At 68.0% G+C, this 26,190-nt stretch carries 22 protein-coding genes and 1 pseudogene; 16 read left to right on the top strand and 7 right to left on the bottom strand.

Annotated features, from left to right (window positions below):
* Positions 1-1,062: 1,062 nt before the first annotated feature.
* From MFF26_RS24290 to MFF26_RS24305, 4 genes and pseudogenes are all read right to left on the bottom strand, one after another.
* Positions 1,063-2,613 (bottom strand): GMC family oxidoreductase, encoded by a 1,551-nt coding sequence (locus MFF26_RS24290; RefSeq protein WP_137829902.1) that lies wholly within the window; start codon positions 2,611-2,613, stop codon positions 1,063-1,065.
* Positions 2,610-4,058: an alpha/beta hydrolase gene (locus MFF26_RS24295; RefSeq protein ID WP_137829903.1), complete on the bottom strand. Its 1,449-nt coding sequence runs from the start codon at positions 4,056-4,058 to the stop codon at positions 2,610-2,612. The genes MFF26_RS24290 and MFF26_RS24295 overlap by 4 nt, the downstream gene beginning before the upstream one ends.
* A 20-nt stretch (positions 4,059-4,078) precedes the next feature.
* Positions 4,079-4,327, bottom strand: a pseudogene (gene groEL, locus MFF26_RS24300) (chaperonin GroEL); the annotation flags it as partial.
* Between the two features lie 55 nt (positions 4,328-4,382).
* Positions 4,383-4,970, bottom strand: coding sequence for a response regulator (locus MFF26_RS24305; protein WP_137829905.1), 588 nt, complete (start codon positions 4,968-4,970; stop codon positions 4,383-4,385).
* A 1,045-nt stretch (positions 4,971-6,015) separates the two neighbouring features.
* Here MFF26_RS24305 and MFF26_RS24310 point away from each other — a divergent pair.
* The 3 genes from MFF26_RS24310 (at position 6,016) to MFF26_RS24320 (ending at position 8,803) form a co-directional block, all read left to right on the top strand.
* Entirely contained in the window at positions 6,016-7,200 is a 1,185-nt protein-coding gene (locus MFF26_RS24310; protein ID WP_171015480.1) for an MFS transporter, read from the top strand.
* 293 nt (positions 7,201-7,493) lie between these two features.
* On the top strand, positions 7,494-7,868 hold the full coding sequence (locus tag MFF26_RS24315) for a VOC family protein (protein ID WP_137829907.1): 375 nt from the start codon (positions 7,494-7,496) through the stop codon (positions 7,866-7,868).
* Between the two features lie 563 nt (positions 7,869-8,431).
* Positions 8,432-8,803 (top strand): response regulator, encoded by a 372-nt coding sequence (locus MFF26_RS24320; protein ID WP_238308778.1) that lies wholly within the window; start codon positions 8,432-8,434, stop codon positions 8,801-8,803.
* Between the two features lie 63 nt (positions 8,804-8,866).
* Here the strand turns inward: MFF26_RS24320 and MFF26_RS24325 are convergent, their stop codons facing one another.
* The gene (locus MFF26_RS24325) at positions 8,867-9,370 is read right to left on the bottom strand and encodes a c-type cytochrome (protein ID WP_137829909.1); all 504 of its coding nucleotides are present in this window, start codon (positions 9,368-9,370) and stop codon (positions 8,867-8,869) included.
* Between the two features lie 207 nt (positions 9,371-9,577).
* On the bottom strand, positions 9,578-11,017 hold the full coding sequence (locus MFF26_RS24330; RefSeq protein ID WP_373324533.1) for an aminotransferase-like domain-containing protein: 1,440 nt from the start codon (positions 11,015-11,017) through the stop codon (positions 9,578-9,580).
* Positions 11,018-11,382: 365 nt separating this feature from the next.
* Here MFF26_RS24330 and MFF26_RS24335 point away from each other — a divergent pair, with 365 nt between their 5' ends.
* From MFF26_RS24335 to MFF26_RS24375, 9 genes are all read left to right on the top strand, one after another.
* Positions 11,383-11,865 carry an MSMEG_0572/Sll0783 family nitrogen starvation response protein gene (locus MFF26_RS24335; protein ID WP_012452016.1) on the top strand — a complete coding sequence of 161 codons (483 nt, stop codon included), beginning with the start codon at positions 11,383-11,385 and terminating at the stop codon, positions 11,863-11,865.
* Between the two features lie 65 nt (positions 11,866-11,930).
* Complete coding sequence (locus tag MFF26_RS24340; protein ID WP_137829911.1) at positions 11,931-13,031, top strand: Nit6803 family nitrilase; 1,101 nt, start codon at positions 11,931-11,933, stop codon at positions 13,029-13,031.
* Positions 12,985-14,085, top strand: coding sequence for an MSMEG_0568 family radical SAM protein (locus MFF26_RS24345; protein WP_137829924.1), 1,101 nt, complete (start codon positions 12,985-12,987; stop codon positions 14,083-14,085). The genes MFF26_RS24340 and MFF26_RS24345 overlap by 47 nt, the downstream gene beginning before the upstream one ends.
* Positions 14,082-14,627, top strand: a complete 546-nt coding sequence (locus MFF26_RS24350; RefSeq protein ID WP_137829912.1) for an MSMEG_0567/Sll0786 family nitrogen starvation N-acetyltransferase — start codon at positions 14,082-14,084, stop codon at positions 14,625-14,627. Before MFF26_RS24345 ends, MFF26_RS24350 begins: the two co-directional genes overlap by 4 nt.
* On the top strand, positions 14,627-15,619 hold the full coding sequence (locus tag MFF26_RS24355; RefSeq protein WP_137829913.1) for a sll0787 family AIR synthase-like protein: 993 nt from the start codon (positions 14,627-14,629) through the stop codon (positions 15,617-15,619). The genes MFF26_RS24350 and MFF26_RS24355 overlap by 1 nt, the downstream gene beginning before the upstream one ends.
* Positions 15,616-16,806: an MSMEG_0565 family glycosyltransferase gene (locus MFF26_RS24360; protein WP_137829914.1), complete on the top strand. Its 1,191-nt coding sequence runs from the start codon at positions 15,616-15,618 to the stop codon at positions 16,804-16,806. Before MFF26_RS24355 ends, MFF26_RS24360 begins: the two co-directional genes overlap by 4 nt.
* Entirely contained in the window at positions 16,799-17,080 is a 282-nt protein-coding gene (locus MFF26_RS24365) for an MSMEG_0570 family nitrogen starvation response protein (protein ID WP_137829915.1), read from the top strand. Before MFF26_RS24360 ends, MFF26_RS24365 begins: the two co-directional genes overlap by 8 nt.
* Positions 17,081-17,117: 37 nt before the next feature.
* Positions 17,118-18,386, top strand: coding sequence for an MSMEG_0569 family flavin-dependent oxidoreductase (locus MFF26_RS24370; RefSeq protein WP_137829916.1), 1,269 nt, complete (start codon positions 17,118-17,120; stop codon positions 18,384-18,386).
* A 336-nt stretch (positions 18,387-18,722) separates the two neighbouring features.
* Positions 18,723-19,655, top strand: a complete 933-nt coding sequence (locus MFF26_RS24375; RefSeq protein WP_137829917.1) for a transporter — start codon at positions 18,723-18,725, stop codon at positions 19,653-19,655.
* A gap of 244 nt (positions 19,656-19,899) precedes the next feature.
* On the opposite strand, the gene MFF26_RS24380 is transcribed toward MFF26_RS24375, so the two are convergent.
* Positions 19,900-21,726: a sigma 54-interacting transcriptional regulator gene (locus MFF26_RS24380; protein ID WP_238308779.1), complete on the bottom strand. Its 1,827-nt coding sequence runs from the start codon at positions 21,724-21,726 to the stop codon at positions 19,900-19,902.
* Between the two features lie 244 nt (positions 21,727-21,970).
* Between MFF26_RS24380 and MFF26_RS24385 the strand changes: the two genes are divergently transcribed.
* From MFF26_RS24385 to cynS, 4 genes are all read left to right on the top strand, one after another.
* Positions 21,971-23,341, top strand: a complete 1,371-nt coding sequence (locus tag MFF26_RS24385; RefSeq protein WP_137829919.1) for a CmpA/NrtA family ABC transporter substrate-binding protein — start codon at positions 21,971-21,973, stop codon at positions 23,339-23,341.
* 3 nt (positions 23,342-23,344) lie between these two features.
* Positions 23,345-24,184 carry a nitrate ABC transporter permease gene (gene ntrB / locus MFF26_RS24390; protein WP_137829920.1) on the top strand — a complete coding sequence of 280 codons (840 nt, stop codon included), beginning with the start codon at positions 23,345-23,347 and terminating at the stop codon, positions 24,182-24,184.
* A gap of 8 nt (positions 24,185-24,192) precedes the next feature.
* Positions 24,193-25,176: an ABC transporter ATP-binding protein gene (locus MFF26_RS24395; protein WP_137829921.1), complete on the top strand. Its 984-nt coding sequence runs from the start codon at positions 24,193-24,195 to the stop codon at positions 25,174-25,176.
* Between the two features lie 152 nt (positions 25,177-25,328).
* Positions 25,329-25,817, top strand: a complete 489-nt coding sequence (gene cynS / locus MFF26_RS24400; protein ID WP_137829922.1) for a cyanase — start codon at positions 25,329-25,331, stop codon at positions 25,815-25,817.
* Positions 25,818-26,190: the final 373 nt, after the last annotated feature.

Raw genomic sequence — 26,190 nt, forward strand, 5'->3', positions numbered from 1 at the left:
CTCGGTCCTCTGGCAGGATGCCTAAAGCCAACGCTACGCTCGAAGCGCCGAAAGGTTTCCCAAAAAGCTAGGACTACGAAGTGTGCTGTTGAGCTTGTCGTCGAGGACGTTGAGATCGGCGCCGGGATCGCTGAGGAAGCGGGTGAGTTGGGTTCGGGCTTGCCTGAGGATGTTGAGGGATCGGCGTAAGGCTTGCCATTTCTCTAGGTCGAACCGTTCACCCAAGAAGCGACCTTGAAACGGCAAAGATCCACTTTCTCGGTAATTATGGTCTGATCGGTAGCTCCGTAGTCGCTCATACGGTTCGTAAGACTGCGCGGAAGCGGCCGCAGCGAGGGCCTGCTTTGAGTGGTTCGCGGACGTTACGGGGGTTGCACGTAGAGAACCGCCTGACTGTGGCTGACCCGTCATAGCGCCACATTTGTTCGATGGCGGTTTCTCGCCTGAAGCTGTTTTAACCTCAGATTGATGCCAGAGGTGTGGGGAATTTTTACTCGTAGTGGCCCCTACCTCATGGGCTTGTACGACAACGATCTTCATCCTGGTGTCACTTTATGCGTGCTGCATACAATCGCGGTACAGAAAAATGCTTTGAGATATTTTATAGCCCACATCGACGGGCTATATTTCTTTAAAAAAGAGTTTGAGAAAAATAATTGGCTTCATGCGCAGACAGGAGCGCGGTTTACGCGTTGTCTGCATGACACCTATTAAATAAGATGTGTTTCTTTACGAGTGTCATTTGGTCATGGTCAGGCAATGAATCTTAGCAAATCCGCAAACGCTTGTACGGATTGATCTGCATGCATTATTTCTTGTCATGTAAAAATGCCAAAGTGGTAGGGAGTAAAGGAATTCACTCCATCTGATACGGGTGGAAAACTGTCGCTCAACATTCAGCCCACTGAACGACCGCCACGCGCTTTTTTTTAGGAAGCTTCGTTCCCCTCTCGCGACCCCTGTTGTTGCAGTGACCACGCTCCCCCGGTGAGGAGGGGGGTACGCTGGCCCCTCGCTCGTATGTTGCAGCGATCCTTGCACAAGCGAGCGAAAGCGAACGGGCTACCGCCCCAAAGCCAGGAACCGCTCCGCCGTCCGCAGCGCCAGCGCCATGATCGTCAGGGCCGGGTTCGCGGCGAGCGAACTCGGGAAGGTTGAGCCGTCGCTGATCCAGAGGTTGTCGATCTCGAAGCTGCGCCCGTGCGGATCGACGACCGCCATGTCGCCGTCGTGGCCCATCCGACAGGTGCCGAGGGTGTGGGCGACGCGCTCCAGGACCCAGATGTCCGTGGCACCGGCCGCCTCCCAGAGGTCGCGCATGACCTTCGTGGCGTGGACGTTCAGCCGGTTCTCGTTGGTGCTGTAGCCGAAATCGATCCGCGCCTTGCGCATTCCGCGGGCGTCGGTCTCGTCGGAGAGGGTGAGCACGTTGGCGTCGCAGGGCAGCGTCTCGCCGTTGATGCCGATCCCCGCGAGGTGGTTGTAGCGCCCGAGATAGTCGAGGAGCGGCTGCCCCCACAGGCCGCGGCCGCGGGCGACGGCGTTGGCGAAGGTCACGGGAACCACCCCGAGACTCTGGATCAGGTAGCCCCCCGCGAAGTCCGCGTCCTTCGGACGGATGAAATCCTCGGTGATCAGGGAGGAGGGGTAGCCCCGGTTCATCCGCACCTCGTGATCGAAGGTGCCCCAGACCTGCGTCGCAACATGGCCCATGTAATTGCGGCCGACCTGCCCGCTGCCGTTGGCGAGGCCGGTGTGCAGCAGGAGGCGCGGCGTCTCGACGGCACCCGCACAGAGAAAGACCGCCCGGCAGCGCTGGCGGCGCTCTCGCCCGTCCTTCGTGTAGAGTACCGCCGCGATGCGGCCGTCCCGATCCCGCTCGAATCCGTGGGCAAAGCTCTCCGGCCGGATCTCGGCGCCGTGGGAGACGGCGAGCGGCAGGTAGGTGACGTCCATGCTCGCCTTGGCGCCGGTGCGGCAGCCCTGGTGGCAGAAGCCGCAATTGATGCAGCCCTGGCGCATCGGCCCGCCCTCGGACTTGAAATCCCGGGAGACGACCGCCGCCGGCGCGTCGGCCCAGCGGATGCCCTGGGCCTTGCAGGCCCCGGCCATCAGCTCGGCCGGGCCGTTGCGACGCACCGGGGGGAGAGGATACCGGCGCTCGGCATCCCACGGGTAGCTCCGCGGCCCTGATACGCCGAGGAACGCTTCCACCCGCTCGTAGAACGGCCGCAACGCGTCATGCGAGATCGGCCAATCGACGCCCTCACCGCTCTCAGTGTGCAGCCGCAGGTCCCGGGCATCGGCCCGGGGGACGAAGGCGCCCCAGTGCAGCATCGAGCCGCCGACGCCGGTGCCGCTGTTGTTGCCGCCGAACGCCTCGGGCGTGGAGCCGCCGCTGAGACGCTCCTCCGTCCAGTAGATCTCATCGGCCAGGGTCTCGTCGAAGGCGAATGTCTCCGGCGTGAAGTTCGGCCCGGCCTCCAGGGCGACGACCTTCAGGCCCGCCGCCGCGAGGATGGCGAGGACGGGCGCGCCCCCCGCCCCGGTGCCGATGACGACGGCATCGACCGTCTCGTCCTCGGAATGGATCCGCATCGTGTCGAGATTCATCGTGCGGACTCCTCGGCCAAGGTCTTCCAAGGCCCGGGCTCCCAAGGCTTTGGCTCCCAAGGCTCGGGCGTATCGAGGCTCGTATTGGCAAAGCCCGGCAGGCCCTGGGCGATGGGAGCGGGGCTGTCGCCCCCCGCCCCGATGCCGGAAAAGCCGAGCCGCGCGAGGGCGGCCGGGTGGGACAGGTAAAGGCGGGCGGCATCGGCCCGGGCATCCTCGAACCAGAACCGCATCCGGTCGGCGTCGAGCCTCCCACCGAGGGAGGGCGGCACCGTGAGCTCGCCCTTCTGCGCGAGGGTCAGAAGCGCGTCCTGCCGGTCCCCGGCGAGGACGACGAAGGGGCGCTCATGGGCGGCACGGGCGGCGGCATCGAGGGTGCGCAGGGCGGCGCGATACGCTTTGTCGTCCGCGGGCAGGGCCATGAATCGCCAGCCGTCGCCCCTTCCGGTGGCGAGGCGTGCATCGACCCGCGCCGCGACATCGAGGCCGGCGACCGGCAGGACCCGCGCGAAGACCGCCCGCAGGATGGCGAGTTCCACCGGATCGAGGGCCTGCGGGGTATAGGCCGGGTCGTCGGCCGCGGCCCGCTCGTTCAGGGCCGAGCGCAGCCGGGAATTCACCCGGTCGCTGGCGATCAGGTCGGCGTAGCCCGGGGGAATCGCGGGTGGGGCTGCGCGGGGCTCGCGAGGCTTGGCGACATGATCGAGGATCGCCCGCGCGAGCGCGTCCGGCTGTTCGAGCGGGAGCAGGTGGCCGACGCCATCGACGGTGACGAGGTGGCCGTGGGCGAGGTGGGGCAGCGTCAGCGCCGCCTGCGCGTCGGGGCCGAGATCGGCATCCTCGCTGCCGGCGAAGACCAGTGCAGGCGTACGCAGCACGCCGACCCGGCGGCAGAGATCCTCGTCGGCACCGGCGTTGAGCCACGCCTTCCAGGCCGCGGGGGCGGCCCGGAGCACATCGTCCGTCGCCAGGTTTTCGAAGTCAGACGGAAGGGAGCCGCCGACATTGGCCCGAACGAAGGTGCGGGCTTCCCTGGCACGGGTCTCGGGATCGGCATCGATCCACGACAGCATCTGGCTACGCCGGTCGTCCGGGATCGGCTCCGGACTCGGCGGCGAGCCTGAGACCAGCACGAGGCCGCTCAGCCCGGCAAGGTTTGGATCTCCATCCTCGGCCCGGCGGGCGAGGATGAGGGCAACCTTGGCGCCCATGCTGTGGCCGGCGAGACGATAGGGGCCGGATTGGGCAGCGATGGCCGCGGCGATCCTGTCGGCCATCGCATCGACGCTGTATCCGCCTTCTTCGCGGGCGTCGCCGAAGCCGGGCAGATCGAGGGGGACGACCCGCATGGTCCCGGCCAAAGCCTCGGCGAGAGGCGTCCACGTCCGGGCGCTTCCGCCGAGAAAGTGAAGGCAGAACAGTGTGTCGGGGGCGCGTTCGGTCATGCGCCGGACATCGCGCGAGCTTAACTTAGTTCAAGCCAGTGCGACATCGCAGGCGGGATGAACCGCGGCGGATACCGGTCGGCCACCAGTGCCTCCGTCGTCACGAGCAGGCCCGCGACCGAGGTGGCATCCTGGAGCGCGGTGCGCACCACCTTGGCGGGATCGACGATGCCGACCTCGACAAGGTCGCCGTGGGTCTCGGTCTGCGCGTCGCATCCAAAGGGCTTGGATGGATTTCCGAGCACCTTGGACACCACGATCGAGCCCTGTGACGAATGGCCGAAAGCATTTCCGGCATCTTGCGCGGCGCCGCCGGATGGGTCGTTACCGGTCGGCCAAAGCCGGCGCTCGCACCGCTCGATCGACTTGCCGGAAGACATCGAGCGCGCGCCAAGGTTTGCCCAGAAAGACAGCCCGGTCAGGCAGTTCGGCGATCCGATGGCCCATGCCGCCGGAGGTGACGACGAGATGAACGTTCGGCCACGCGGCGTCGGTGAGACTCGCGAGGTCGATGCCGTCCAGGGTGCCGGCCAACTGGATATCGGTGAACAGCATGGCGATCTCGTCCGCATGCTGGCGCATGATCGCGATCGCCTCCTCCGCCGAGGCGCAAGCGAGGACGTCGAGAACGGTTTCCTCCAGCATCGCCACCGTCAGCTCTCGCACCGTCGGATCATCTTCGACCACGAGGACGAGCTTCGATGGCAAGGACGACACCGTGCCGTCGCCCTGCCGCTTCCGGCTGACCGCGTCGCGCTGGTGAAGCAGGAGCACGAGCGAGGCGATGTCGTCGGGAAGATCGGCGTCGATGAGGCCGGCATAGCTGTCCGCCAACCCGTCGGCGACGCCGTGAACGGTGAAGCGGGCAGGCCCAGGGCTGCTGAGCTGAGGAGTCTGATCGGCTCGACGCATAGCTCCTCCCTGCCTGAGAGCGCGCAACATTACGGCTCAGGTTCTCGGTTAATCCATGTGAGTCGCTTGTGTTTTGAACGTAGTCGAAAGGATCTGGTTTCGGCCAAGCTGAGAAGAAATCCGTATCAGGGCGCGGATGCCCCGAATCTGTTCGGGCCATGTGCGCACCGGGCGAATGTTGTCGGCAACAACATCGTCCCATCAATGGAGATCCGTTCACGAGCGCGGGCGAAGACCGATCTTTTTCTCAAGCTGTCTTCTTGAGCGCGAGAGGGCCGACCGATGCGAGATGCCTTCTTCGCCGTCCCGGCTGGCCCAGTTGCCGACGTCGAGGGCTGCTGTGCGACACGCAGTGTTCGATGCTGCCGCCACACATCAGCAGTAAGGATGCGCCGATCAATGTAATTGAATAATTCAAATTTGTTTTTGATGATTGCAGCATGACATTTGACGAGTCGTATGATTTTGGAAGATAGTCTGATCAACCAGTATAAAGGTTGATGCGGCGCTTCTCCGCCGTGGCTTCGATCAAATTGGGCGGAGCCCTTGCGTGGAGCCCACCGCTATCGATGGCGGCGATCCCGCCGCTGCAGGGACCGACACTCGATGATCCGACATCGCGGTGCAGGCAATCGTCCGCCAGCGCTCGGCTATGGACGCGCTCGCGCAATGAGCGTGGTGATCCGCTCCGCAAGCCGATGCATGCCGCGGCGTAACGCTCGTGCCGACGGAAATCGCCCTGGTGCGGGGGCATCGTCGGCGGCCACGGGTTCCGTTCCGGCGATCCGACCATCGATCGCCGGGTCGCATCGCGCGACTGCAAGGCCCGGCCTCACAGCGTCACCGCCTGAGCTTTCCACGGGTCGGAGGCCCGGCGGGCCACCGGCAGCGTCCATCGGCGCGGTCATCCGCTCCACCGGATGCGGCGGCTCTGCCATTCGTAGAATGTTCTCGAAGGGGTTCCATGGCTGAAACGGCTTCATCTTCGACATTCGTTCGGGACGCCGACCATTCGCCTTCGCCTTCGCCTGCGGAGGCGTTCGCGATGCGGCGTGCGAAACCGATCCTCTTCCTCGGGATTTTCATCTGCTATCTCGGCATGATGGTGATCCTGCCGATTGTCTCGCCGCTGGTCCGCCAATTGGGGCTGTCGGAGAGCCAGGGCGGCTGGATGATCTCGATCGGTGCCGCCACCATGGTCCTGGCGAGTGCGCGTTGGGGCCGCCTGAGCGACAAGATCGGCCGCCGGCCGGTGATCCTCGCCGGATTTGCCGGTCTCGCAGCGAGCTATGCGGCCTACACGGCCTGCGTCATGCTCGGTCTCGCCGGCGCCTTGGCCGGGACCACATTGCTCGCGGCCCTGATCCTCGGCCGAGCCCTGATCGGCGTGTTCATTCCGGCCGTACCGACCGCGTCGCAGGCCTACATGGCGGATGTCACCGACGAGGCCGGTCGCAGTGCGGGGATGGCGCTGGTGAGCGCGGCCAACGGCATGGCGCTGATCCTCGGCCCTGCAATCGGCGGTGTGCTGCTGCTCGGAGGCCTGCTTTGGCCGCTCTATGCCGCGACAATGCTGCCGCTCATGGGCCTCGGCGCCATGCTCCTGGTGCTCCGGAGCACGCGGCCGAAATCGATGGCCGCGCAGGAGCCGCTGCGGCCCTGGCACGCCGATCTATGGCCCTGGCTGCTCGTGGGCCTCGGTGCCATGACGGTGATCGTCACGCTGCAGATCAACGCGGGCTTCTACCTGCAGGATCGGTTGGGATTGTCGGCGCTGGAGACCGGCAGGACGCTCGCCATGGCGCTCACCATCACCGGCCTCGTCCTGCTGTTGGTTCAAGTCGTTCAGGTCAAGCTGCTGCGATGGCAGGCGGGCCGCATGGTGACGGTTGGCATCCCCGTCTTCGCCGCCGGCATCCTGATCCTGCTCATGACGATGTCGCTGTGGAGCTACTATGTCGCTTTCGCCCTGATCGGGCTCGGAGCGGGCTTGGTCCTGCCGGGCTTCATGTCGGGAGCCTCCCTGGCGGTGCCGGGCACCCTGCAGGGCTCGGTCGCGGGCCTCGTCTCGGCCGTGCAGGGTGGGGGCGCGATCATCGCGCCGGCCCTGACGACCTCGCTCTACGAATACGATCCGGCCCTGCCGTTCTGGTTCGTCTTCGCGATCCTGGCGGTGCTTCAGATCCTGTGTGCCGTTGCGCTGCCGAAGCGCCCCGTCACACGTCGGTGAGCCGGAGGCGGCCGGCATGCCGGCAAGGCCTCACAACGGAAAGGCCTGAGGTTTCCCCAAGGATGCCGCCCTCACTCGCAAGCTCGCAGGGAGTCGTCGGCGCCGGCCAGTGAAGACGGACGGCTCCTCGCTCCCGCGACATGGGCCGCTCGGCTTCATCGAGCCCGGGCCTTGAGCGGGGCGATGCCGCCGAGCGTCGATCCCTTGCCACGGCCCCCTGCATCGGGCGGCGCACCGCTCGTCTCCGCGGGCGGCGCAGGCTATCCCAGGCTTCCCCTTTCGGGAGCGGATGCATGTTCACCCACGTCATGATCGGCAGCAACGACTTGGAGCGCGCCCGGAACTTCTATGACGCGACCTTCGCCGCGCTGGGGGGCAAGCCCGGCGAGAGGGATGCCAGGGGTCGGCTGATCTACGCCCATGAGGGCGGCCGCCTGATGATCACGACACCGATCGACGGCAAGCCGGCGACCGCGGCCAATGGCGGGACGATCGGTATCGCCGCCGCGAGCCGCGACCATGTCCTGGCTTGGCATGAGGCCGGCATTCGGCACGGGGGCATCGCCATCGAGAGCCCGCCCACGGAGCGTCCGAACGGGGCATTCGTTGCCTATCTGCGCGATCCCGATGGAAACAAGCTGACGGCACGGACGCCGCCGTCGCGGTGACGGGGCGCGCCCATCGCCAGAGGCGCACGGGCCAACCGTGACGGGCTGAGCGGGGAGGGCGCCGTAGCTCGACCTCTCCGGCCATGCGATGGACCGTTCCCCTCACGGCGGTAGGCGATCCGGGTTGCGCTCTCTGCAAAGTGCCGGCGCGAGCCCGAGCGTGACGTCGGCCATCCAAATCTTCGATACGGACATTTCCCCCGCCACGACGAACGCAACGCCGTTATGGGGCCGTGCAGGCCATCGTGGTGCAACGGGTTCGTCGGACAGCGACGAGCGGCCGGGCTTTCCGATCAAGCGCAGCGACGCCGTGCAGCGGCTCTCTCGGCCGACCGCCATCAAGGCTCCGGCCCTCTGCGGCTCGGTCCGCGGCCCGGCATCCACCAAGTGCGAGAGGCCCGTCCGACGGCGGATTCCTGACGAGATGGGACGGACCCGGCCAGGGTTGCCGTCAAGCCAGCCGGGGTGTGCTGCGCATGGGAGTTTCCGTGGCGGCGCGGCGACCGTATCTTGCGAGCTGACACGATGCGCTCAGCGCAGCGATGACAGGAGGCTCGTTGGACATGCCGGGAGAAGAAGATCTCAGCGGGTGTACGGTGCTGGTGGTCGAGGACGATTACTTCATCGCTTCGGACACCGAGCGGGCCTTGCGCGAAGCGGGTGGGCAGGTGATCGGCCCGGTTGGGCACGAAGACTTGGCGCTGACCTTGCTGGAGACCGAGCGACCGAATTGCGCCCTGGTCGACATCAATCTCGGCCACGGCATCGGTTACCGCATCTCGGAGGCGCTGCAGGACGCGAACGTGCCGTTCGTGTTCGTGACGGGGTACGATGACGAGGAGATCCCGGCGCGCTTCGACCATGTCGAGCGGTTGCGCAAACCGGCGGACTTTCGCCAGCTCGTTCGCACCGCTGCGCGCCTGTGCACCGCATGACCTTCCGCCTCGCCCGGCGCGAAGTCGGTGGGTCTGTCTGCGAGAACGCCTGACGCGCGAGGATCAGGGCCGGGGCGGGGACGCTGCGGCGCCGGCTCCGACGACGCTCTGCGCTTGGAGAAACGCGATGATGTCCGCCCGGTCGAGGGGATCGGCGACCCCACGAAAAGTCATGCTCGTGCCCGGTGCCGTCTTGGCCGGGGCGGCAAGCCAGCGGTCCATTCGGTCCGGCGTCCAAACGCCGCCGAGGGATCGGAGCGCCCCCGTATAGGCGAAGCGCCGGCTGTTTCCGGCGACGGGCTTGCCCATCACGCCGTAGAGGCCCGGGCCGTTGCGGTCGCCGGCACCCATCCCGATCGTGTGGCACGCTGCGCAGGAGCGGAACAGGCGTCCGCCCCGCTCCGCGTCGGCCACCTGCATGGCGTCGCCGAAGCTCGGGTTCTCGCCCAGGGCACGGCGACGCTCCGGGGCGTCGTCGGAGCAGGCCGCGACGAGGAGGGTGAGCGCGAACAGCCCAGCGCGTGAGGGTCTAGGGGACCGGCGCGGCACCGATGGAGCGATCTGCATGGACATCCTGGCTCGGTGGCCAGCGTCTGTTTGCACCGGCGCATCGCCCGTCCGTTTCGGACATGGCGTGAAGCGGGCCAACGCTTCTTTCGACCTAGAGCATCGGCTCGAAAGGTGGGAGCCGGCTTTCGGAAAAAGTCGATGCGCCACAATAACCGAGAGCATCGTGCCGGATCCGATATCCGACACGATGCTCTCGGCGACAGTTCAAATATAGGTCGAGGCGAGCGCCGGCGAGCCTTCGAGGGCATGGGCCAGCACTTCCAGACCGTGCGTGATCTGCTGCCGGGTCGAGGGACCGCCGAGGCAGAGGCGCACCGCCTCCGGCGGGGTCCCGGCCACGCAGAAGGGGTCGCTGCCGACGACGCCGAGGCCGGCGGATCGCCCCTGGCTGGCGAAGGCCGACCGGGTCCACCCCTCGGGCAATGTGATCCAGGCATGGAAGCCGTGCGGGTCGGCGGTGTAGCTCCCGGCCGGGAGCAGCGCGGCGGCGATGCGCTGGCGCGCGCTCGATTCCTCGCGGACGAACCGCACGATGGCCTCCGCCGTGCCGTCCATGATCCAGCGCGTTGCCAGGGCGGTCGAGATCGGGGAGGCCATGACGGTCGCGGCTCGCAGCGCGCCGCCGAGGGGCAGGGCCGATCGGGGACTCGGGGCGACCAGGAAGGCGAGGCGAAGGCCGGCGCCGAGGCACTTCGCCAGACCGGCGACGTAGTAGGTGATCTCCGGCGCCAGTTCGGCGAAGCTCGGTGGCGGCGTCGGGCAGATGCGCGCGTAGGCGTCGTCCTCGATGATGCTGACGGCGTAGCGCCGCGCCACCGCGATGATGGCCTCGCGCCGCGTCCGGGGCAGGGTCGCGGTGGTGGGGTTCTGCAGCAGCGGATTGAGGTAGATGGCCTTCGGCGCGACCTTGGTGCAGGCGGCGGCGAACGCATCGGGATCGACCCCGTGCCGGTCCATGGGCAGGCCGACGAGGCGCAGGCCGAGATGCGCCGCCAGGGCCCGGATGCCCGGATAGGTGATGCGTTCGGCGCAGATGGTGTCGCCGGCCCGGGCGACCTGTCCGAGCACGCTGGACAGCGCGCTGTGGGCGCCGGGACAGATCAGCAGGCGCTCCCGCGGCGCGGCGATCCCTCGGCCGCTCAGCCAGTGCAACGCCGCCTCCTTATCCTCGTCCGTTCCGCCGAAGCCCTGGTAGCGCAGCAGGTTGTTGAGATGTCCCGACAATTCCGCGAACGAGGCCTGCATGGTGGCCTGCAGGGCCGGGGCATCCGGCTCGGGCGGCAGGTTCATGGTGAAGTCGACCGGCCCGGTCCGGGCTGCGCCCTCGACACCGCCCGAACGCGCCGTCCGGGCCGGATCGACCACGAAGGTGCCCTGGCCGACGCGCCCCTCGATCAGGCCGCGCTTGTGCGCCTCGACATAGCCGCGGGACACCGTCGTGAAGTTCAGCCCGAGCGCTTCGGCCAGGGCGCGCTGCGTCGGCAGGCGCGTGCCCGGCGTCAGGCGGCCCGTCCGGATGTCGTCCGACAGAGCTTCGGCGATCGCGCGATAATGGGGCTTGCCCCAGCGCTTCAGGTCGGGCGCCCAGCCCCCCGGCCCGCCGCTCCGACCATCCCCGCGCAGGTCTCGATCCATCGACCCCATGCGATCCGCACCATCACCATACGATCAATGTCCGATTGTATGGTCTGCAAATGGCGTACCGCGCCGTAATTCCTGGGACTCCCGGACGAAATCCATACAATTCCAACAATCTTCGCCGCCGCATCGAGCATCCGATGGCGCTCATTTGCGCATCCGGCGCGGATGTAACCATGCAACTGCGAGCGATCGACATCGCAAGGGCGATGAGCATTGATCGTATATTTGTATGTATTCTATTCGAGGAGATTGATCGGCGCATTGATCGGCGCATTGATCGGCGGGGAATGGCACATCGCTTGCCATGACCGACCCGCGATCGCCGGCAGGTCCCCGTGCCGCGGTCCGTCCTCCAAGGAGCGAGAGCCATGCCTGCCGTGAACCGCGAACCCCACAAGAAGGGCGACTTCCTGGTCGATTACGAGGAGAAGGTCTTCGAGGACGTGAAGGCCGAGCCGGGGCAGAAGGCGCTCGTCACCTTCCACACGGTGGCGTTCGAGGGCTCGATCGGCCTCGTGAACCTGCTTCAGGCCACCCGTCTGCAGCGCAAGGGCTTCGACACCTCGATCCTGCTCTACGGCCCCGGCATCACACTCGGCGTCCAGCGCGGCTTCCCGCGGCTCGGCGACGAGGCTTTTCCGGGCCACCTCAACTTCAACAACCAACTGGAGAAGTTCATGGCCGAGGGCGGCAAGGTCTATGCCTGCCGGTTCTCGACCCAAGCCCTGTACGGCCACGGCGAGGCGGCCTTCATCGAGGGGATCCGCATGATCAACCCCCTCGACGTCCTCGACTGCATCCTCCTGCACAAGCGCGACAACGCGGTGATCATCGACACCTGGACGGTCTGAGGAACCCGCAATGCTTCCGGCGGCCGCGCACGGCCCGGCCGCCGTCTCAAGCCGGAGGTTCATCCATGTCAGAGAGCCGGATCGTGCGGGCCGCCGCCGTCCAGATCGCCCCCGATCTCGACCGGCCGGACGGCACCCTGGAGCGGGTGCTGAACGCCATCGACGAGGCCGCGGCCAAGGGCGCGCGCTTCATGGTCTTCCCCGAGACCTTCGTGCCCTACTATCCCTACTTCTCCTTCGTCCTGCCGCCGGCTCAACAGGGGGCGGAGCATCTCAAGCTCTACGAGCGCGCGGTCGCGGTCCCGGGGCCGGTGACGCAGGCGGTCTCGGCGGCGGCGCGCCGCCACGGCGCCGTCATCGTGCTCGGCGTGAACGAGCGCGACCATGGATCGCTCTACAACGCCCAGCTGATCTTCGACGCGGACGGCGCGCTGAAGCTCAAGCGCCGCAAGATCACGCCGACCTATCATGAACGCATGATCTGGGGGCAGGGCGACGGCGCCGGCCTCGCCGTGGTGGAGACGGCGGTGGGCCGCGTCGGGGCGCTGGCCTGCTGGGAGCACTACAACCCGCTCGCCCGCTACGCCCTCATGGCCCGCCACGAGGAGATCCACGCGGCGCAATTCCCCGGCTCGCTCGTCGGCCAGATCTTCGCCGACCAGATGGAGGTGACGATCCGCCACCACGCCCTGGAGGCGGCCTGCTTCGTGGTGAACGCCACCGGCTGGCTCACCGACGCGCAGGTGGCGCAGGTCTGTCCCGACGAGCGCCTGCGCGGCGCCTGCCGCGGCGGCAATTGCACCGCCATCGTCTCGCCGGAAGGCAAGCATCTCGCCGATCCCCTGGGCCCCGGCGAGGGCCTCCTGATCGCCGACATGGACCTCGCCCTCGTGACCAAGCGCAAGCGGATGATGGACGCCGTCGGCCATTACGCCCGGCCCGAACTCCTCAGCCTGGTCCACGACGACCGTCCGGCCCCGTTCGTGCACGGCCCGATCCGTTCTCAGACTTCTGCCCAGACCCCTTCCCCGCCCCCTTCCCGGAGCCTCGACCATGAGCAGCACTCCGCTTCCGATGAGCCCTCCCTCGCTGCCGGCGGTGGCGGCGGGCTTGGTCGGGATGCCGACGGAGCGGCTGATCAACGCGTTGCAATCCTACGGCGTTAGGCTCGCCGACACCCGCGCCGGGGCACCGAGCCGCCGCGGCGGCGCGGGGCCCTCCGACCACAAGGCCATGACCATCGCGGGGCGAACCGTGATGGTGCCGGTCCATACCGAGACCGCCTTCGAGTCGCCCTTCCTCGTGCGCCGTCCCGATGCGGACGGCGTCGCGATCATCGAGCATGAGGGCGTGGTGATCGGGCGCGCCACCTTTCCGGGCAAGCCCCGCTTCTACGCCCTCTCGACCTTCGACGGCGTGCCCTATTCGAAGATCGCGGTGCTGCACGGGCGCGACGTGCTCGCCACGACGGTACTCCAGACCTGCATCCGCTATCAGAGCCGCACCAAGACCTGCCAGTTCTGCTCCATCGGCCAATCGCTGGCCGCCGGCCGCACCATCGCGCGCAAGACGCCGGAGCAACTGGCCGAGGTCGCCCGCGCCTCGGTGCTGCTCGACGGCGTGAAACACATGGTGATGACCACCGGCACCCCGAACGCGACCGACCGGGGCGCCGCCCTGCTGTGCGAGAGCGCCTTCGCCGTGAAGGCGGCGGTCGATCTGCCGATCCAGGCCCAGTGCGAGCCCCCTGACGACGACCGCTGGTTCGAGCGGATGAAGGCGTCGGGCATCGATGCCCTCGGGATGCATCTTGAGGCCGTCACCCCGGAGGTGCGTGCCCGGATCATGCCCGGCAAGGCGAGCGTACCGCTGGAGCGGTACGCGGCGGCCTTCGAGGCGGCGGTGCCGGTCTTCGGGCGCGGCCAGGTCTCGACCTACATCCTGGCGGGCCTCGGCGATGCGCCCGAGGCCATCCTGGCGATGGCCGAGCGCCTGATCGCGATGGGGGTCTACCCCTTCGTCGTGCCCTTCGTGCCGATCTCCGGCACGCCGCTGGAGAGCCATCCGGCGCCCACGCCGGACTTCATGCATGCCATATTGCAGCCGCTCGCGGACATGCTGGCACGCGCCGGCCTGCGCTCGGGCGACATCAAGGCCGGGTGCGGGCGCTGCGGTGCCTGCTCGGCGCTCTCGGCCTACGAGCGCACGGGGGCGGCATGATCCTCGAACCCGTTCCGCCCTACCGCCCGAACCATTTCCGGGTGAAATTCGCGGTCGCCCCCTGGGAGCGGCGCGCCTGCGCGGCCCTGCGCCGGCAGGTCTTCTGCACGGAGCAGGGCCTGTTCGAAGGCGACGACCGGGACGCCATCGACGCGCGGGCCATCCCGATCTGTGCCCTCTCGACGTTGGGCGGCGACGTCGACGCCGTGGTCGGCACGGTGCGCATCCACGAGGTTCCGGAGCGCCCCGGAGAGTGGTGGGGTTCGCGCCTCGCGGTCGCCCCGGCCTTCCGGGGCACCGCCGCGCTCGGGGCCGGGCTCATCCAAGTCGCCGTCGCCTCGGCCCATGCCCGCGGATGCACGCGCTTCCTCGCCCATGTTCAGGAGCGGAACGTGCCGCTGTTCGAGGCCCTGCATTGGGCGAGCCTCGGGACGGTGGACCTCCACGGCCGGCCCCATCACCGGATGCAGGCGGATCTCGCCGCCTATCCGCCGATGCACGATCCCGAGCGGGGGCTCATCACCTTCCGCAAGGCCGCGTGATGACGGTGGCCCTCGATCTCCCGGCACTGGCCCGTCAGATCCGCGAGGCGCGCGGGGTCGCCCATAAGCGGGACATCGACGCCGTGATCACGCGGCTCGGCCTGGGCAGCCGGCACGCCGCGGTCCCGGTCGGCGACGATTGCGCCGCGATTCCGGACGGCGACGGACACCTGCTCTTCGCCATCGAGGGCTTCCTCGACGGCTTCGTCGCCGCCGATCCTTACTTTGCCGGCTATTGCGGCATCATGGTCAATCTCAGCGACGTCGCCGCCATGGGCGGTCGCCCGCTCGCCGTGGTCGATGCCCTCTGGAGCCGCGACGCCGCGGCGACGGATCCGATCCTGGCCGGATTGTCCGACGCGGCGGCGCTCTACGGCGTTCCGGTCGTGGGCGGCCACACCAATACCCGCGCGACCTCCGGCGCTCTGGCGGTGGCCGTGCTCGGCCGGGCCGGCGGGCGCCTCCTGACGAGCTTCGACGCGGCGCCCGGCGACGATCTCATCGCGGCGATCGACCTGCGCGGACGCTTCCGCGAGCCGCATCCCTATTGGGACGCCTCGACCGGCGCACCGGGTGAGCGCCTGCGCGGCGACCTCGCCCTGCTCCCGGGAATCGCCGAGGACGGCTTGGCGGCGGCGGCCAAGGACATCAGCATGGCGGGCGTCGTCGGCACGGCGCTGATGCTGCTCGAATGTTCGCAGGTGGGCGGCGTGATCGATCTCGCCGCGATCCCGCGCCCCGCGCCGGTGCCGCTCGCCCGCTGGCTGTCCGCCTTCCCGAGCTTCGGCTTCCTGCTCAGCGTGCGCCCGGACCGCACGCCGGCCGTGCTCGCCCGCTTCGCCGAGCGCGGCATCGCCAGCGCGCCGATCGGACGCCTCGATGCGAGCCGTGTCGCCCGGGTCCGCGGTGCCGCGGGCGAGGAAGCCGTGGTCTGGGATTTCGCCGCCGGACCGCTCATCGGCTGCGGACGCGACACCGGGCCCGACGCATGAGGCCGCTGCGCGTCGCCATCCTGACCCACTCGACCAACCCGCGCGGGGGCGTCGCGCATTGCCTCGCGCTGGCCGAGGCCCTGTGCGCGCTCGGGCACGAGGCGGTGGTTCACGCGCCGGATCCCGACGGAAACGGTTTCTTCCGGTCCGCCGCCTGTCCGACGGTCCCGGTCGCCGCCAGGACCATAACCGACAAGGCGGCCGCCGGTACGACGGCCGAGCGCGTGCGGGCCCGCATCAACGATTATCTCCGTCACTTCGCGTCGCCGGCGGCCTGCGACTTCGATGTCTTCCACGCCCATGACGGGATCGGCGGCAACGCGCTCGCGACCCTCAGGCACCGGCGCCTGATTCCCGGCTTCGTCCGCACGGTCCACCACGTCGACAGCTTCGCCGACCCGCTGCTCGCGGAATGGCAGGATCGGTCGATCCGCGAGGCCAAGCGCCTGCTCTGCGTCAGCCGGGTCTGGGCCGACTGGATCCGGGACGACCTCGGCACCGAGGCCGACATCGTCGGGAACGGCGTGGATCTGTCGGTGTACCGCCCCGAGCCGGCACGGACGGATGCGGGCATCCGGGAGCGCTGGGGCCTCGGTCCGGGGCCGATCGTCCTCGCCGTCGGCGGGTTCGAGGAGCGCAAGAACACGGCCGGCATCATCGCGGCCTTCGCGCGCTTCCGGGAGCGCCACCCGGCGGCCCAGCTCGTGGTCGCGGGCGGGGCCTCCCTGCTCGATCACGCGCCCTACCGCGCCCGTTGTCGCGCGGCCCTGGCCGCCGCCGGGCTCGCGCTCGGGCCCGGTGCCGCCGTGATCGAGACGGGACCCGTCCCGCAGGGCGACATGCCGGGGCTCTACCGGATCGCGGACATGCTCGCCTTCCCCTCGTGGAAGGAGGGTTTCGGTCTCTGCGTGCTGGAAGCGATGGCCAGCGGCACGCCCGTGATCGTCTCCCGGCTCGCACCCTTCACCGAGTATCTCGCCCCCTGCGACGCCCTTTTCGTCGACCCGGCCGAGTCCGGCGACATCGCCGACGCGATGGACGCGGCGACGATGCCGGAGCGGCGCAGCCGATTGCGGGCCGCCGGCCTCGCGCGGGCCGCCGCGCATTCCTGGCGCGCCTGCGCCGAGCGCCACCTGCCCGCCTACGCGGCCTGTGCCCGCCCCCGACAGGAGCCGATCCATGCCTGAGATGCGCTTCCACGTCCGCTGGCCCGACGGCCGGCGGGAGGCCTGCTACTCGCCCTCCCTCGTGGTGAAGGATTTCCTTGCGCCGGGGGAAAGTTATTCCCTCGACGATTTCGTCGAGAAGACCCGCGCGGCCCTCACCATCGCCAGCGAGCGGGTGCGCGAGAAATACGGTTTCGCCTGCTCCTCGGCCCTGGATCAACTTGCCCGGATCGAGGCCACGGCGAAGCGGCACGAGCCCGGCGGCCGGGTGACGGTCGAGACCTTCGAGCCCTGAACCCGAAGCCCTTCTTCCGCATCACGGAGTGAGCGCCATGACCGCCACGCCTCGCCATGTCCCCGTCGTCGTCGTGGGAGGTGGGCAAGCCGGCCTCTCGGTCAGCTACCACCTCAAGCAACGCGGCATCGCGCATCTGATCTTCGAGAAGGAGACGGCCGCCCATACCTGGGCGACCCAGCGCTGGGACACGTTCTGTCTCGTCACCCCGAACTGGCAATGCGACCTGCCGGGCCATCCCTATGACGGGCCGGATCCGGACGGATTCATGAAGAAGGACGAGATCGTCGCCTATCTCGCGGCCTTCGTGGCCAAGGTGGCGCCGCCGATCCGCGAGGGCGTCGCGGTCACGCGGGTGACGCGGCGGGCGGACGGCCTCTTCGACGTCGCCACGTCGGAGGGCGACTGCATCGCCAACGAGATCGTCGTGGCCTCGGGCGGCTACCACAGCCCGATCATCCCGCGGATGGCCGAACGGCTGCCGGGCTCGGTCGTCCAGATCCACTCGAACCAGTACCGCAATCCCGCGCAATTGCCGGAGGGCGAGGTGCTGGTGGTGGGCTCGGGTCAGTCCGGCGCGCAGATTGCCGAGGATCTGCATCTCGCCGGCCGCCGCGTGCATCTCGCGGTCGGGGACGCGCCCCGCTGCGCCCGGTTCTATCGCGGCCGCGACGTCGTCACGTGGCTCGCCGACATGGGGTATTACGAGAAGACGGTCGAGGACCATCCGCTTCGCGACGGCGTCCGCGACAACACCAATCATTACGTGACCGGCCGGGACGGGGGGCGCGACATCGACCTGCGCCGCTTCGCCACCGAGGGCATGCGGCTCTACGGCGTGCTCGAGGATTACCGGCAGGGTAGCCTGCACTTCCGCGACAATCTCAAGCGCTCGCTCGACGGAGCCGACCGGACCTACAACGGCATCAATGCGGCGATCGACCAGCACATCGCCGAGATGGGCATCGCGGCGCCGGCGCAGGCCCCTTACACCCCCGTCTGGGAGCCGGGCGAGCCGGTCACCCGCCTCGCGCTCGAAGGGTCCGGCATCACCAGCGTCGTCTGGTGCATCGGCTTCACGCCCGATTTCCGCTGGCTCGATGCCTCCGTGTTCAACGGTGCAGGCCAGCCCAAGCACAAGCGGGGGATCACGAACGAGGACGGCGTGTCCTTCATCGGTCTGCCCTGGCTGAACACATGGGGCTCCGGCCGCTTCGGCGCGGTCGGGCGCGACGCCGACTATCTCGTGCAGGTAATCCAGAAGCGCCTCGGCGCCGAGCGGCCGGCCCTGAAATTCGCGGTCTGACACCGACGCGGAGACCGGTCGGGCCTTCGGTGCCGGATCGGGGCGGGCCGATCCGGATCGTGTCGCGCCGGTGCGGCACCGTTGTTCGCCGCGCCGACAAAACCTGTGCCGATCTTGCAACAAGCACTTGCTGCAAGCAGAGTCCAAGCAAGTTCTGCTCGACTCTTCGATTAAACGGTGCAGAATATAAGCATTGATGGAGATCCATACAGATTGTATGTATTTCCATGCAATCAAGACAATCCGAAATAACATCACGCTGGTATCTGCGTAGCGCCGATCCTCTTCGGCGAACGCGTGCGGCTGGCCGATGCACAGACCGGAAAGGGTCCGACGATGCTGAAGAAGTACGCGGCCGCGGCGGCGGGATTCGCCGCCGTGACGCTGAGCGCGACCGCCGCCACCGCCCAGGCCACCACCATCCCGGGCGAACAGGTCGGTCTCGCCGTCGGTGCTCCGCTGCCGGAGGGCATCTACGCCATCGACACGTTCATCTACCGCCGGAACGACACACGGTTCTCGACCGACACGGCGATCAACGTGCCGGTCCTGGTCTGGTCGACGGGCTACAAGATCTTGGGCGCCAATATTCAGCCCCTGATCGCACAGCCGACCGTGTTCGGGTTTCCCAACAACCCGGCCGGGGTGCCGAACCGTGACTTTACGATCAATGTCGGCACCCTGATAGGGTCGATCTTCGCTTGGGATCTCGGCCAGGGCTTCGGTGTCAGCTATCTCGCGGCGGTCCATCTGAACGACCTCGATGCCGGCCGGGGCCTGCCGCAATTTTCCTCCAACACCTATCGCCAGGGTTTCGCGGCCAGCTACACCGCCGATGGCTGGAACCTCACGGCCAACCTGACCCACAATTTCTACGATTCGCCGGGCCGGTTCGAAGGCGCCGCCGGCCGGGCGATCGGCCCGCTCTACCTCGCCGACGCACTCCTGCTCGACCTCACGGCGACCCGGAAGTTCGGCAAGTTCGAGATCGGCGCGGTGGCCTACGGCGTGACGGACCTGCCGTTGAGCGGTCGGGATTTCGCGCGCGCGACGGCGCAGGGCTATAGCCGGGCCGGACGCTTCGCAATCGGCGGCTTGGTCGGTTACGATTTCGGGCCGTTCACCGCGCAGCTCATGGTCGCCCGCGACGTCGCCGTGCGCACCCCCGGCACGGAATCGACGGACGGCTTCATCCGTTTGGTCGCGCCGCTCTACTCGCCCCCGAAGGCCGCCGCGATCGAGCCGGTCGCGCTGGTGCGCAAGTACTGATCGACGAATCCCGCGCTCCGGCTTCTCACGCGATGTGACGCCGGGATGCGGCTCGGATCGAAGCCACTTCCTTCCCAAGGATCATGCTTCGACAGGGACCGGGTGGCCAAGTCTCGACCCTGACGCCGCCCGGTCCCGCTCCCCATCGACGAGAGCGTATCGAAGCCGCTCTCTGGCCGCTCGCGGGGCCTTTTTGACGTATCGGCAACACGTCCGACGTTCGGCCTGCAGCTTTCTTCAAAGCCTACTTCCTGATCCCGTAGGCCTTCATGCGGGAGGCGAGCGTCGTCGGGCGCAGGCCGAGCAATTCGGCCGCCCCGCCCGGCCCGAAGATCTTGCCGCCGCAGAGGGCCAGGGCCTCGACGATCTCGGCACGATCGCGGGCGCGGCGCTCCGTCTCGTTGCGCGGGCGGTGTCCGGGAACGGCGACCGTCAGGCCGTCGCCGGCGGCTGCCTCGCTCGGGCCGGTCTCCTCCCGTTCCGGCAGGTCGAGGCGAAGGCGTCCGCGTTGGGCCAGGATGACGCCGCGCTCGATCACGTTCTCCAACTCGCGCACATTGCCCGGCCATCCGTAGCGGAGGAGACCGCGGACATCGCCCTCCGTCAGGCGCGGCTCCGGCACGCCGAGGCGATGCGCGGCGCCGGTGAGCATGTGCTGGGCGATCAGGGGAATGTCCTCCGGCCGCTCGCGCAGGGGGGTCGCGCCGATCGGAAAGACGTTGAGGCGGAAGTAGAGGTCGCCGCGGAAGCGGCCGCGCCGCACCTCTTCCTTCAAGTCGCGGTTCGTCGCCGCCACGAGGCGCACGTCGACCGCGCGGGTGCGCTCCTCGCCGACGCGCTCGAACGAGCGTTCCTGCAGCACGCGCAGGAGTTTGCCCTGGAGGTCGAGGGGGATCTCGCCGACCTCGTCGAGGAAGAGGGTGCCGCCATCGGCGAGCTCGAAGCGCCCGACCCGGTCGCGCAGGGCCCCCGTGAAGGCGCCGCGGGCATGGCCGAAGAATTCGCTCTCGAACAATTCGCGCGGCACCGCCGCACAATTCACCCGGATCAGCGGTCGGTCGCGGCGGCGGCTCGCCTCGTGGATCGCGCGGGCGATCAGTTCCTTGCCGGTGCCGGACTCGCCGGTGACCAGCACCGTGGCGTCGGTGCCGGCCACGAGATCGATCTGGCGCCGGATCACCTCGATGGCCGGGCTCCGGCCGATGATGCCCTGATGGTGGCTGCCGGCCCGGATTTCCTCCTTCAGATAGGCGTTTTCCAGTTCGAGGCGCTCGCGCAGGGACACGACCTCGGCGAGCGCCTGGCGCAGGCGCTCGTCCGCCTCGCGGCGCTGGCTGATGTCGCGAAAGACGATGACGGCGCCGACGAGCGCGCCGCGGTCGCGGATCGGCGTCGAGGTGTACTCGACCGGGAAGGCGGTGCCGTCGCGGCGCCAGAACACTTCGTTGTCCACCTGATGCACGGCCCCGTCGCGGAAGGCCGCGTAGATCGGGCAGTCCCGGTGCGGATAATGGCAGCCGTCCGGATGGGTGTGATGCACGGAGGCGTGCATGTCCCGGCCGACGAGGTCGGCGGCGGACCAGCCCAGCATCCGCTCGGCGGCCGGGTTGAGGAAGGTCGTGACCCCCTCGGCATTGACCCCGTAGATGCCCTCGCCCGCGGCGCGCAGGATCAGCTGGTTCTCCCGCTCGATGTCGCGAAAGATCCGCTCCATGCGCTGCCATTCCGAGAGGCCGGCGCGCATGTGGCGGTCGGCCTCGCGGTCGACTTGGCGCTGACGGCGCTCGTCGAGATCGAACAGGGTGACGAGGACGAGCCCGCCGGGCAGCACCGTGCCGACGGCCTCGACATTGAGGGCGCGGCCCGCCCCGTGCCGGGGCGTGAGCGTATGGGTCCACCAGCGCCCCTTGGCCTGGACGCCCTGGGTGAACACGATCAGGGCCGGGACCTGGCCGGGATGCAGGGCGCTCGCCGCCATGTCCCGCAAGGCTTCCCTCGTATGGCCGAGCAGACGGGCCGCGGCATCGTTGGCATCGACGACCCGGTCGGCGGCCGGATCGAGCACCAGCATCGCCTCGACCCCTGCTTCGAAGACGGGCCCGAAATCAGCCCTGAGATCGGGACTTGCCGCTCCGTCCGACTCCGCCCCAAGCATCACGAAATCTCGTCGTTGCGCTACGAAACTTCGTTTTACACGAGATGTCGTAGTTTGGCACGATCATGACAAATCCTTGACAGATAACGATTTTGTAGAAATTTTACGCTTGGCACACCCCTTGCCAATCTGGTGGCGTCCCGAATTTCGCGAGGCGCTGATGGCCCTGTTCGACAATCCCTTCGACGCGAAACGCCGTCTCGCCCGCGGCGGCTGCTCCTGCGGCGCCCATGCCAGCCAGGCCGCCCACGATGCCGAGCAGGCCGCCGCACCCGAGGGCGAGGCTGCCCTGGAGCGGGCCGTCGAGGGCGCGGTGATGCGCGCGCTCTTCCCGCACGATGCCGAGCGGCGCGCGTTCCTGAGGAGCGTCGGAGCCGCCACCGCGCTCGCGGCGGTCAGTCAGTTCTTCCCGACGAAGTTCGCCGCCGAAGCCTTCGCGCAGGCGGGCAAGCCGGAGAAGACCGACCTGAAGGTCGGCTTCATCCCGATCACCTGCGCCACGCCGATCATCATGGCCAAGCCCATGGGCTTCTACGAGAAGCAGGGCCTGAACGTCGAAGTGGTGAAGACCGCCGGCTGGGCGGTGATCCGCGACAAGACCCTGAACAAGGAATACGACGCCGCCCATATGCTGGCGCCGATGCCGATCGCGATCTCGCTCGGTCTCGGCTCGAACCCGCAGCCCTACACGATGCCGGCGGTGGAGAACGTCAACGGCCAGGCCATCACCCTGGCGATGAAGCACAAGGACCGGCGCGACCCGAAGGACTGGAAGGGCTTCAAGCTCGCCGTGCCCTTCGACTACTCGATGCACAATTACCTGCTGCGCTACTACCTGGCGGAAGCCGGCATCGATCCGGACACCGATGTGCAGATCCGCGCGGTGCCGCCGCCCGAGATGGTCGCGAACATGCGCGCCGACAACATCGACGGCTTCCTCGCGCCCGATCCGGTGAACCAGCGCGCGGTCTATGACGGCGTCGGCTTCATCCACATCCTGTCGAAGGAGATCTGGGATCGGCACCCGTGCTGCGCCTTCGCGGCGTCCGAGACCTTCATCAAGGAGACGCCGAACACCTACGCGGCGCTCCTGCGGTCGATCATCCAGGCGACCGCCTACGCCTCCAATAAGGAGAACCGCAAGGAGATCGCCGCCGCGATCGCCCCGGCGAACTATCTCAACCAGCCACTGACCGTCGTGGAGCAGGTGCTGACCGGCACCTTCGCGGATGGCTTGGGGCAGGTGCGCAAGGTGCCCGACCGCGTCGATTTCGACGCCTTCCCCTGGCAATCCTTCGCGGTCTGGATCCTGACGCAGATGAAGCGCTGGGGCCAGCTCAAGGGCGATGTCGATTACGCGGCGGTGGCGCGGCAGGTCTACCTCGCGACCGACGCCGCCAAGCTGATGAAGCAGGACGGCTTCACGCCGCCCGAGGCGACCAGCAAGACCTTCTCGGTGATGGGCAAGACGTTCGATCCGTCCAAGCCGAAGGAATACCTCGACTCCTTCAAGATCAAGCGGGCCAGCTGAGCCATGACGCGTGCCATCAATCTCCGCGCCGGCGTCTTATCGCTGGCGCTGCTCGCCGCGATCCTGCTCATCTGGCAGGTCGCGGTGAGCGGCACCGGCAAGACCGAGGCGATGGACCCGGAATATGCCGCGCTGATGGGCCAGACGGCCACGACCGGCAAGTCGGCGATGCCGGGCCCGCTCGACGTGGCCGCCACCATCTGGGGCCACCTGAAGGACCCGTTCTACGACCGGGGGCCCAACGACAAGGGCATCGGCATCCAGCTCGCCTACTCGGTCGGGCGCGTGGCCCTGGGCTACGGCCTCGCGGTCATCGTGGCGATCCCGATCGGCTTCCTCATCGGCATGTCGCCGCTGATGAGCCGGGCGCTCGACCCCTACATCCAGATCCTCAAGCCGGTCTCGCCGCTCGCCTGGATGCCGCTCGCCCTCTACACGATCAAGGATTCGAGTCTGTCGGCGATCTTCGTGATCTTCATCTGCTCCATCTGGCCGATGTTGATCAACACGGTGTTCGGCGTCGCCTCGACCCGCAAGGAATGGCTCAACGTCGCCCGCACGCTGGAAGTCGGGCCGTTCCGCCGGGCCTTCACGGTGATCCTGCCGGCGGCGGCTCCGACGATCCTCACCGGCATGCGCATCTCGATCGGCATCGCCTGGCTCGTCATCGTGGCGGCCGAGATGTTGGTCGGCGGCACCGGCATTGGCTACTTCGTCTGGAACGAGTGGAACAACCTCTCGATCACCAACGTGATCACCTCGATCCTGGTGATCGGCCTCTTCGGCATGGTCCTCGACCAGCTGCTCGCCCGCGCTCAGCGCCTCGTCACCTTCCCCGAGTGAGGCATCGGATGAGCACGCTCCTTCCCTTCCGTCGGCGCGCACAGGCCGCCGCCCCCGACCAGGCCGCCGGGACCAGCCGCATGTCGAATTCTGACAAGTTCATCTCGATCGAGGGCATCGCCCGGCGCTATCCGGCGCCCGGGGGCAAGACGACCACGATCTTCCAGAACCTGTGGCTGCCGATGCGGCGCGGCGAGTTCGTCTGCATGATCGGGCATTCCGGCTGCGGCAAGACCACGGTGCTCAACATCCTGGCGGGGCTCGAGGCCCCCTCCGAGGGCGCGGTGATCGTGGACGGACAGGCGATCGCCGGCACCAGCCTCGACCGCGCCGTGATCTTCCAGGGTCACGCCCTGCTGCCCTGGCGCACCGTGCTCGGCAACGTCGCCTACGCGGTCTCGTCGCGCTGGCGGAAGGCCCCTAAGGCCGAGATCGAGGCACGGGCCAAGAAGGCGATCGCCACGGTGGGCTTGGCCGGCTCCGAACACAAGCGGCCCTCCGAGCTGTCGGGCGGCATGAAGCAGCGCGTCGGCATCGCCCGTGCGCTCTCCATCGACCCCAAGATCCTGCTGATGGACGAGCCGTTCTCGGCCCTCGACGCGCTCACCCGCGGCACCCTGCAGGACGAGGTGCGCCGCATCTGCGTCGAGACCGGGCAGACCGTGTTCATGATCACCCACGACGTCGACGAGGCGATCTACCTCGCCGACCGGATCGTGCTGATGACCAACGGACCGGAGGCGAAGGTCGCCGAGATCGTCGAGAACCCGCTGCCGAAGAACCGGGACCGCACGCAGCTCCACCATGCGCCGGGCTACTACGCCCTGCGCAATCACCTGATCGACTTCCTGGTGTCGCGCTCCAAGACCCTGCGCGACGCGATGCCGGCCGATTACGACCCGCGTCACCCGCCCGTCATCCGGCCCTCCCTCAGCGAGGCCGATGCCGAGGCGATCGCGGCCTCGACCGCGCCGGCCCCGCGCCGCGCCTGAGGCCGCCCGCGCGGCGCCACCACCCCGTTCCGCCGCGGCCTGATCCTCTCGAGGCTCGGGCTGTGGGCGGGATCGCCGTCCGGACCGCATGCCCCCAGCGTCCGGACGGCTGATCGCCCTCGTCGAAACCGCTCAATCCACAGGAGCCGAGCATGAAGCGCGAAGACCTCACCGAGAAGCTGCTCGACATCAAGCGCGAGAAGGGCTGGACCTGGAAGTACATCCAGGAGGAGATCGGCGGCATCTCGCCGATCCTGATCACCGCCGCCTGCATGGGCCAGATGAAGCTGCCGAAGGCCCAGGCCGCGAAGGCCGCCGCTCTGTTCGGCCTGTCGACGGCCGAGGAGCGGATGCTGAACGAGGCGCCCTATCGCGGCTCGATCCCGCAGATGCCGCCGACCGATCCGCTGATCTACCGCTTCTACGAGCTCGTCATGGTCTACGGCACGACCTGGAAGGAACTGATCCAGGAAGATTTCGGCGACGGCATCATGTCGGCGATCGACTTCAACATGACCATGGAGCGCGAGCCCAACAACAAGGGCGACCGGGTGAAGATGAGCCTCTCGGGCAAGTTCCTGCCGTACAAGTACTACGGCAACGAGGACGGCGTGCCGGAATACGGCTTCAAGGAAGGCTGAGCCGATCCTCCCGGCCGGTGGGTGGCCACCGGCCGGGCCTGTGCCTTGCTCTGTGAGCCGGCCGATTCCGCCGCGGAGCGCTCAAGCCTCGGGTGAGGCGCGGTGCCAGAGATCGGGGACTTCAACCCGAGACCGATCCCCGACGGCAACGGAAACGGGGAAGTATCGGCTCCGCGGGGCGTCGGATGGTGTTGGTACCTGCTCTCGGAATTGCGTTCTCAAGAGTCGGCCACAAGTGTCTTATTCGAGAACAGGGTATCGATGACCTTGCCCCCTGTTTGCCCCCGTTCATAACCAGAGTCCGTTCTGGTTCTGGTCCTGTTTGGACCGGGTTGCAAACGCGTTCGGGGTGAGCCCACCGAGGCTCGTGTGA

The organism is Methylorubrum suomiense (genome assembly GCF_022179765.1).
In the GTDB taxonomy this organism is placed as follows: domain Bacteria; phylum Pseudomonadota; class Alphaproteobacteria; order Rhizobiales; family Beijerinckiaceae; genus Methylobacterium; species Methylobacterium suomiense.

Excerpts from the sequence above, each read along its gene's own strand:
- MFF26_RS24290 (WP_137829902.1), bottom strand. The coding sequence starts at position 2,613 with ATGAATCTCGACACGATGCGGATCCATTCCGAGGACGAGACGGTCGAT.
- MFF26_RS24295 (WP_137829903.1), bottom strand. The coding sequence starts at position 4,058 with ATGACCGAACGCGCCCCCGACACACTGTTCTGCCTTCACTTTCTCGGC.
- MFF26_RS24305 (WP_137829905.1), bottom strand. The coding sequence starts at position 4,970 with ATGCGTCGAGCCGATCAGACTCCTCAGCTCAGCAGCCCTGGGCCTGCC.
- MFF26_RS24310 (WP_171015480.1), top strand. The coding sequence starts at position 6,016 with ATGCGGCGTGCGAAACCGATCCTCTTCCTCGGGATTTTCATCTGCTAT.
- MFF26_RS24315 (WP_137829907.1), top strand. The coding sequence starts at position 7,494 with ATGTTCACCCACGTCATGATCGGCAGCAACGACTTGGAGCGCGCCCGG.
- MFF26_RS24320 (WP_238308778.1), top strand. The coding sequence starts at position 8,432 with ATGCCGGGAGAAGAAGATCTCAGCGGGTGTACGGTGCTGGTGGTCGAG.
- MFF26_RS24325 (WP_137829909.1), bottom strand. The coding sequence starts at position 9,370 with ATGCAGATCGCTCCATCGGTGCCGCGCCGGTCCCCTAGACCCTCACGC.
- MFF26_RS24330 (WP_373324533.1), bottom strand. The coding sequence starts at position 11,017 with ATGGGGTCGATGGATCGAGACCTGCGCGGGGATGGTCGGAGCGGCGGG.
- MFF26_RS24335 (WP_012452016.1), top strand. The coding sequence starts at position 11,383 with ATGCCTGCCGTGAACCGCGAACCCCACAAGAAGGGCGACTTCCTGGTC.
- MFF26_RS24340 (WP_137829911.1), top strand. The coding sequence starts at position 11,931 with ATGTCAGAGAGCCGGATCGTGCGGGCCGCCGCCGTCCAGATCGCCCCC.
- MFF26_RS24345 (WP_137829924.1), top strand. The coding sequence starts at position 12,985 with ATGCCGACGGAGCGGCTGATCAACGCGTTGCAATCCTACGGCGTTAGG.
- MFF26_RS24350 (WP_137829912.1), top strand. The coding sequence starts at position 14,082 with ATGATCCTCGAACCCGTTCCGCCCTACCGCCCGAACCATTTCCGGGTG.
- MFF26_RS24355 (WP_137829913.1), top strand. The coding sequence starts at position 14,627 with ATGACGGTGGCCCTCGATCTCCCGGCACTGGCCCGTCAGATCCGCGAG.
- MFF26_RS24360 (WP_137829914.1), top strand. The coding sequence starts at position 15,616 with ATGAGGCCGCTGCGCGTCGCCATCCTGACCCACTCGACCAACCCGCGC.
- MFF26_RS24365 (WP_137829915.1), top strand. The coding sequence starts at position 16,799 with ATGCCTGAGATGCGCTTCCACGTCCGCTGGCCCGACGGCCGGCGGGAG.
- MFF26_RS24370 (WP_137829916.1), top strand. The coding sequence starts at position 17,118 with ATGACCGCCACGCCTCGCCATGTCCCCGTCGTCGTCGTGGGAGGTGGG.
- MFF26_RS24375 (WP_137829917.1), top strand. The coding sequence starts at position 18,723 with ATGCTGAAGAAGTACGCGGCCGCGGCGGCGGGATTCGCCGCCGTGACG.
- MFF26_RS24380 (WP_238308779.1), bottom strand. The coding sequence starts at position 21,726 with ATGCTGGTGCTCGATCCGGCCGCCGACCGGGTCGTCGATGCCAACGAT.
- MFF26_RS24385 (WP_137829919.1), top strand. The coding sequence starts at position 21,971 with ATGGCCCTGTTCGACAATCCCTTCGACGCGAAACGCCGTCTCGCCCGC.
- ntrB (WP_137829920.1), top strand. The coding sequence starts at position 23,345 with ATGACGCGTGCCATCAATCTCCGCGCCGGCGTCTTATCGCTGGCGCTG.
- MFF26_RS24395 (WP_137829921.1), top strand. The coding sequence starts at position 24,193 with ATGAGCACGCTCCTTCCCTTCCGTCGGCGCGCACAGGCCGCCGCCCCC.
- cynS (WP_137829922.1), top strand. The coding sequence starts at position 25,329 with ATGAAGCGCGAAGACCTCACCGAGAAGCTGCTCGACATCAAGCGCGAG.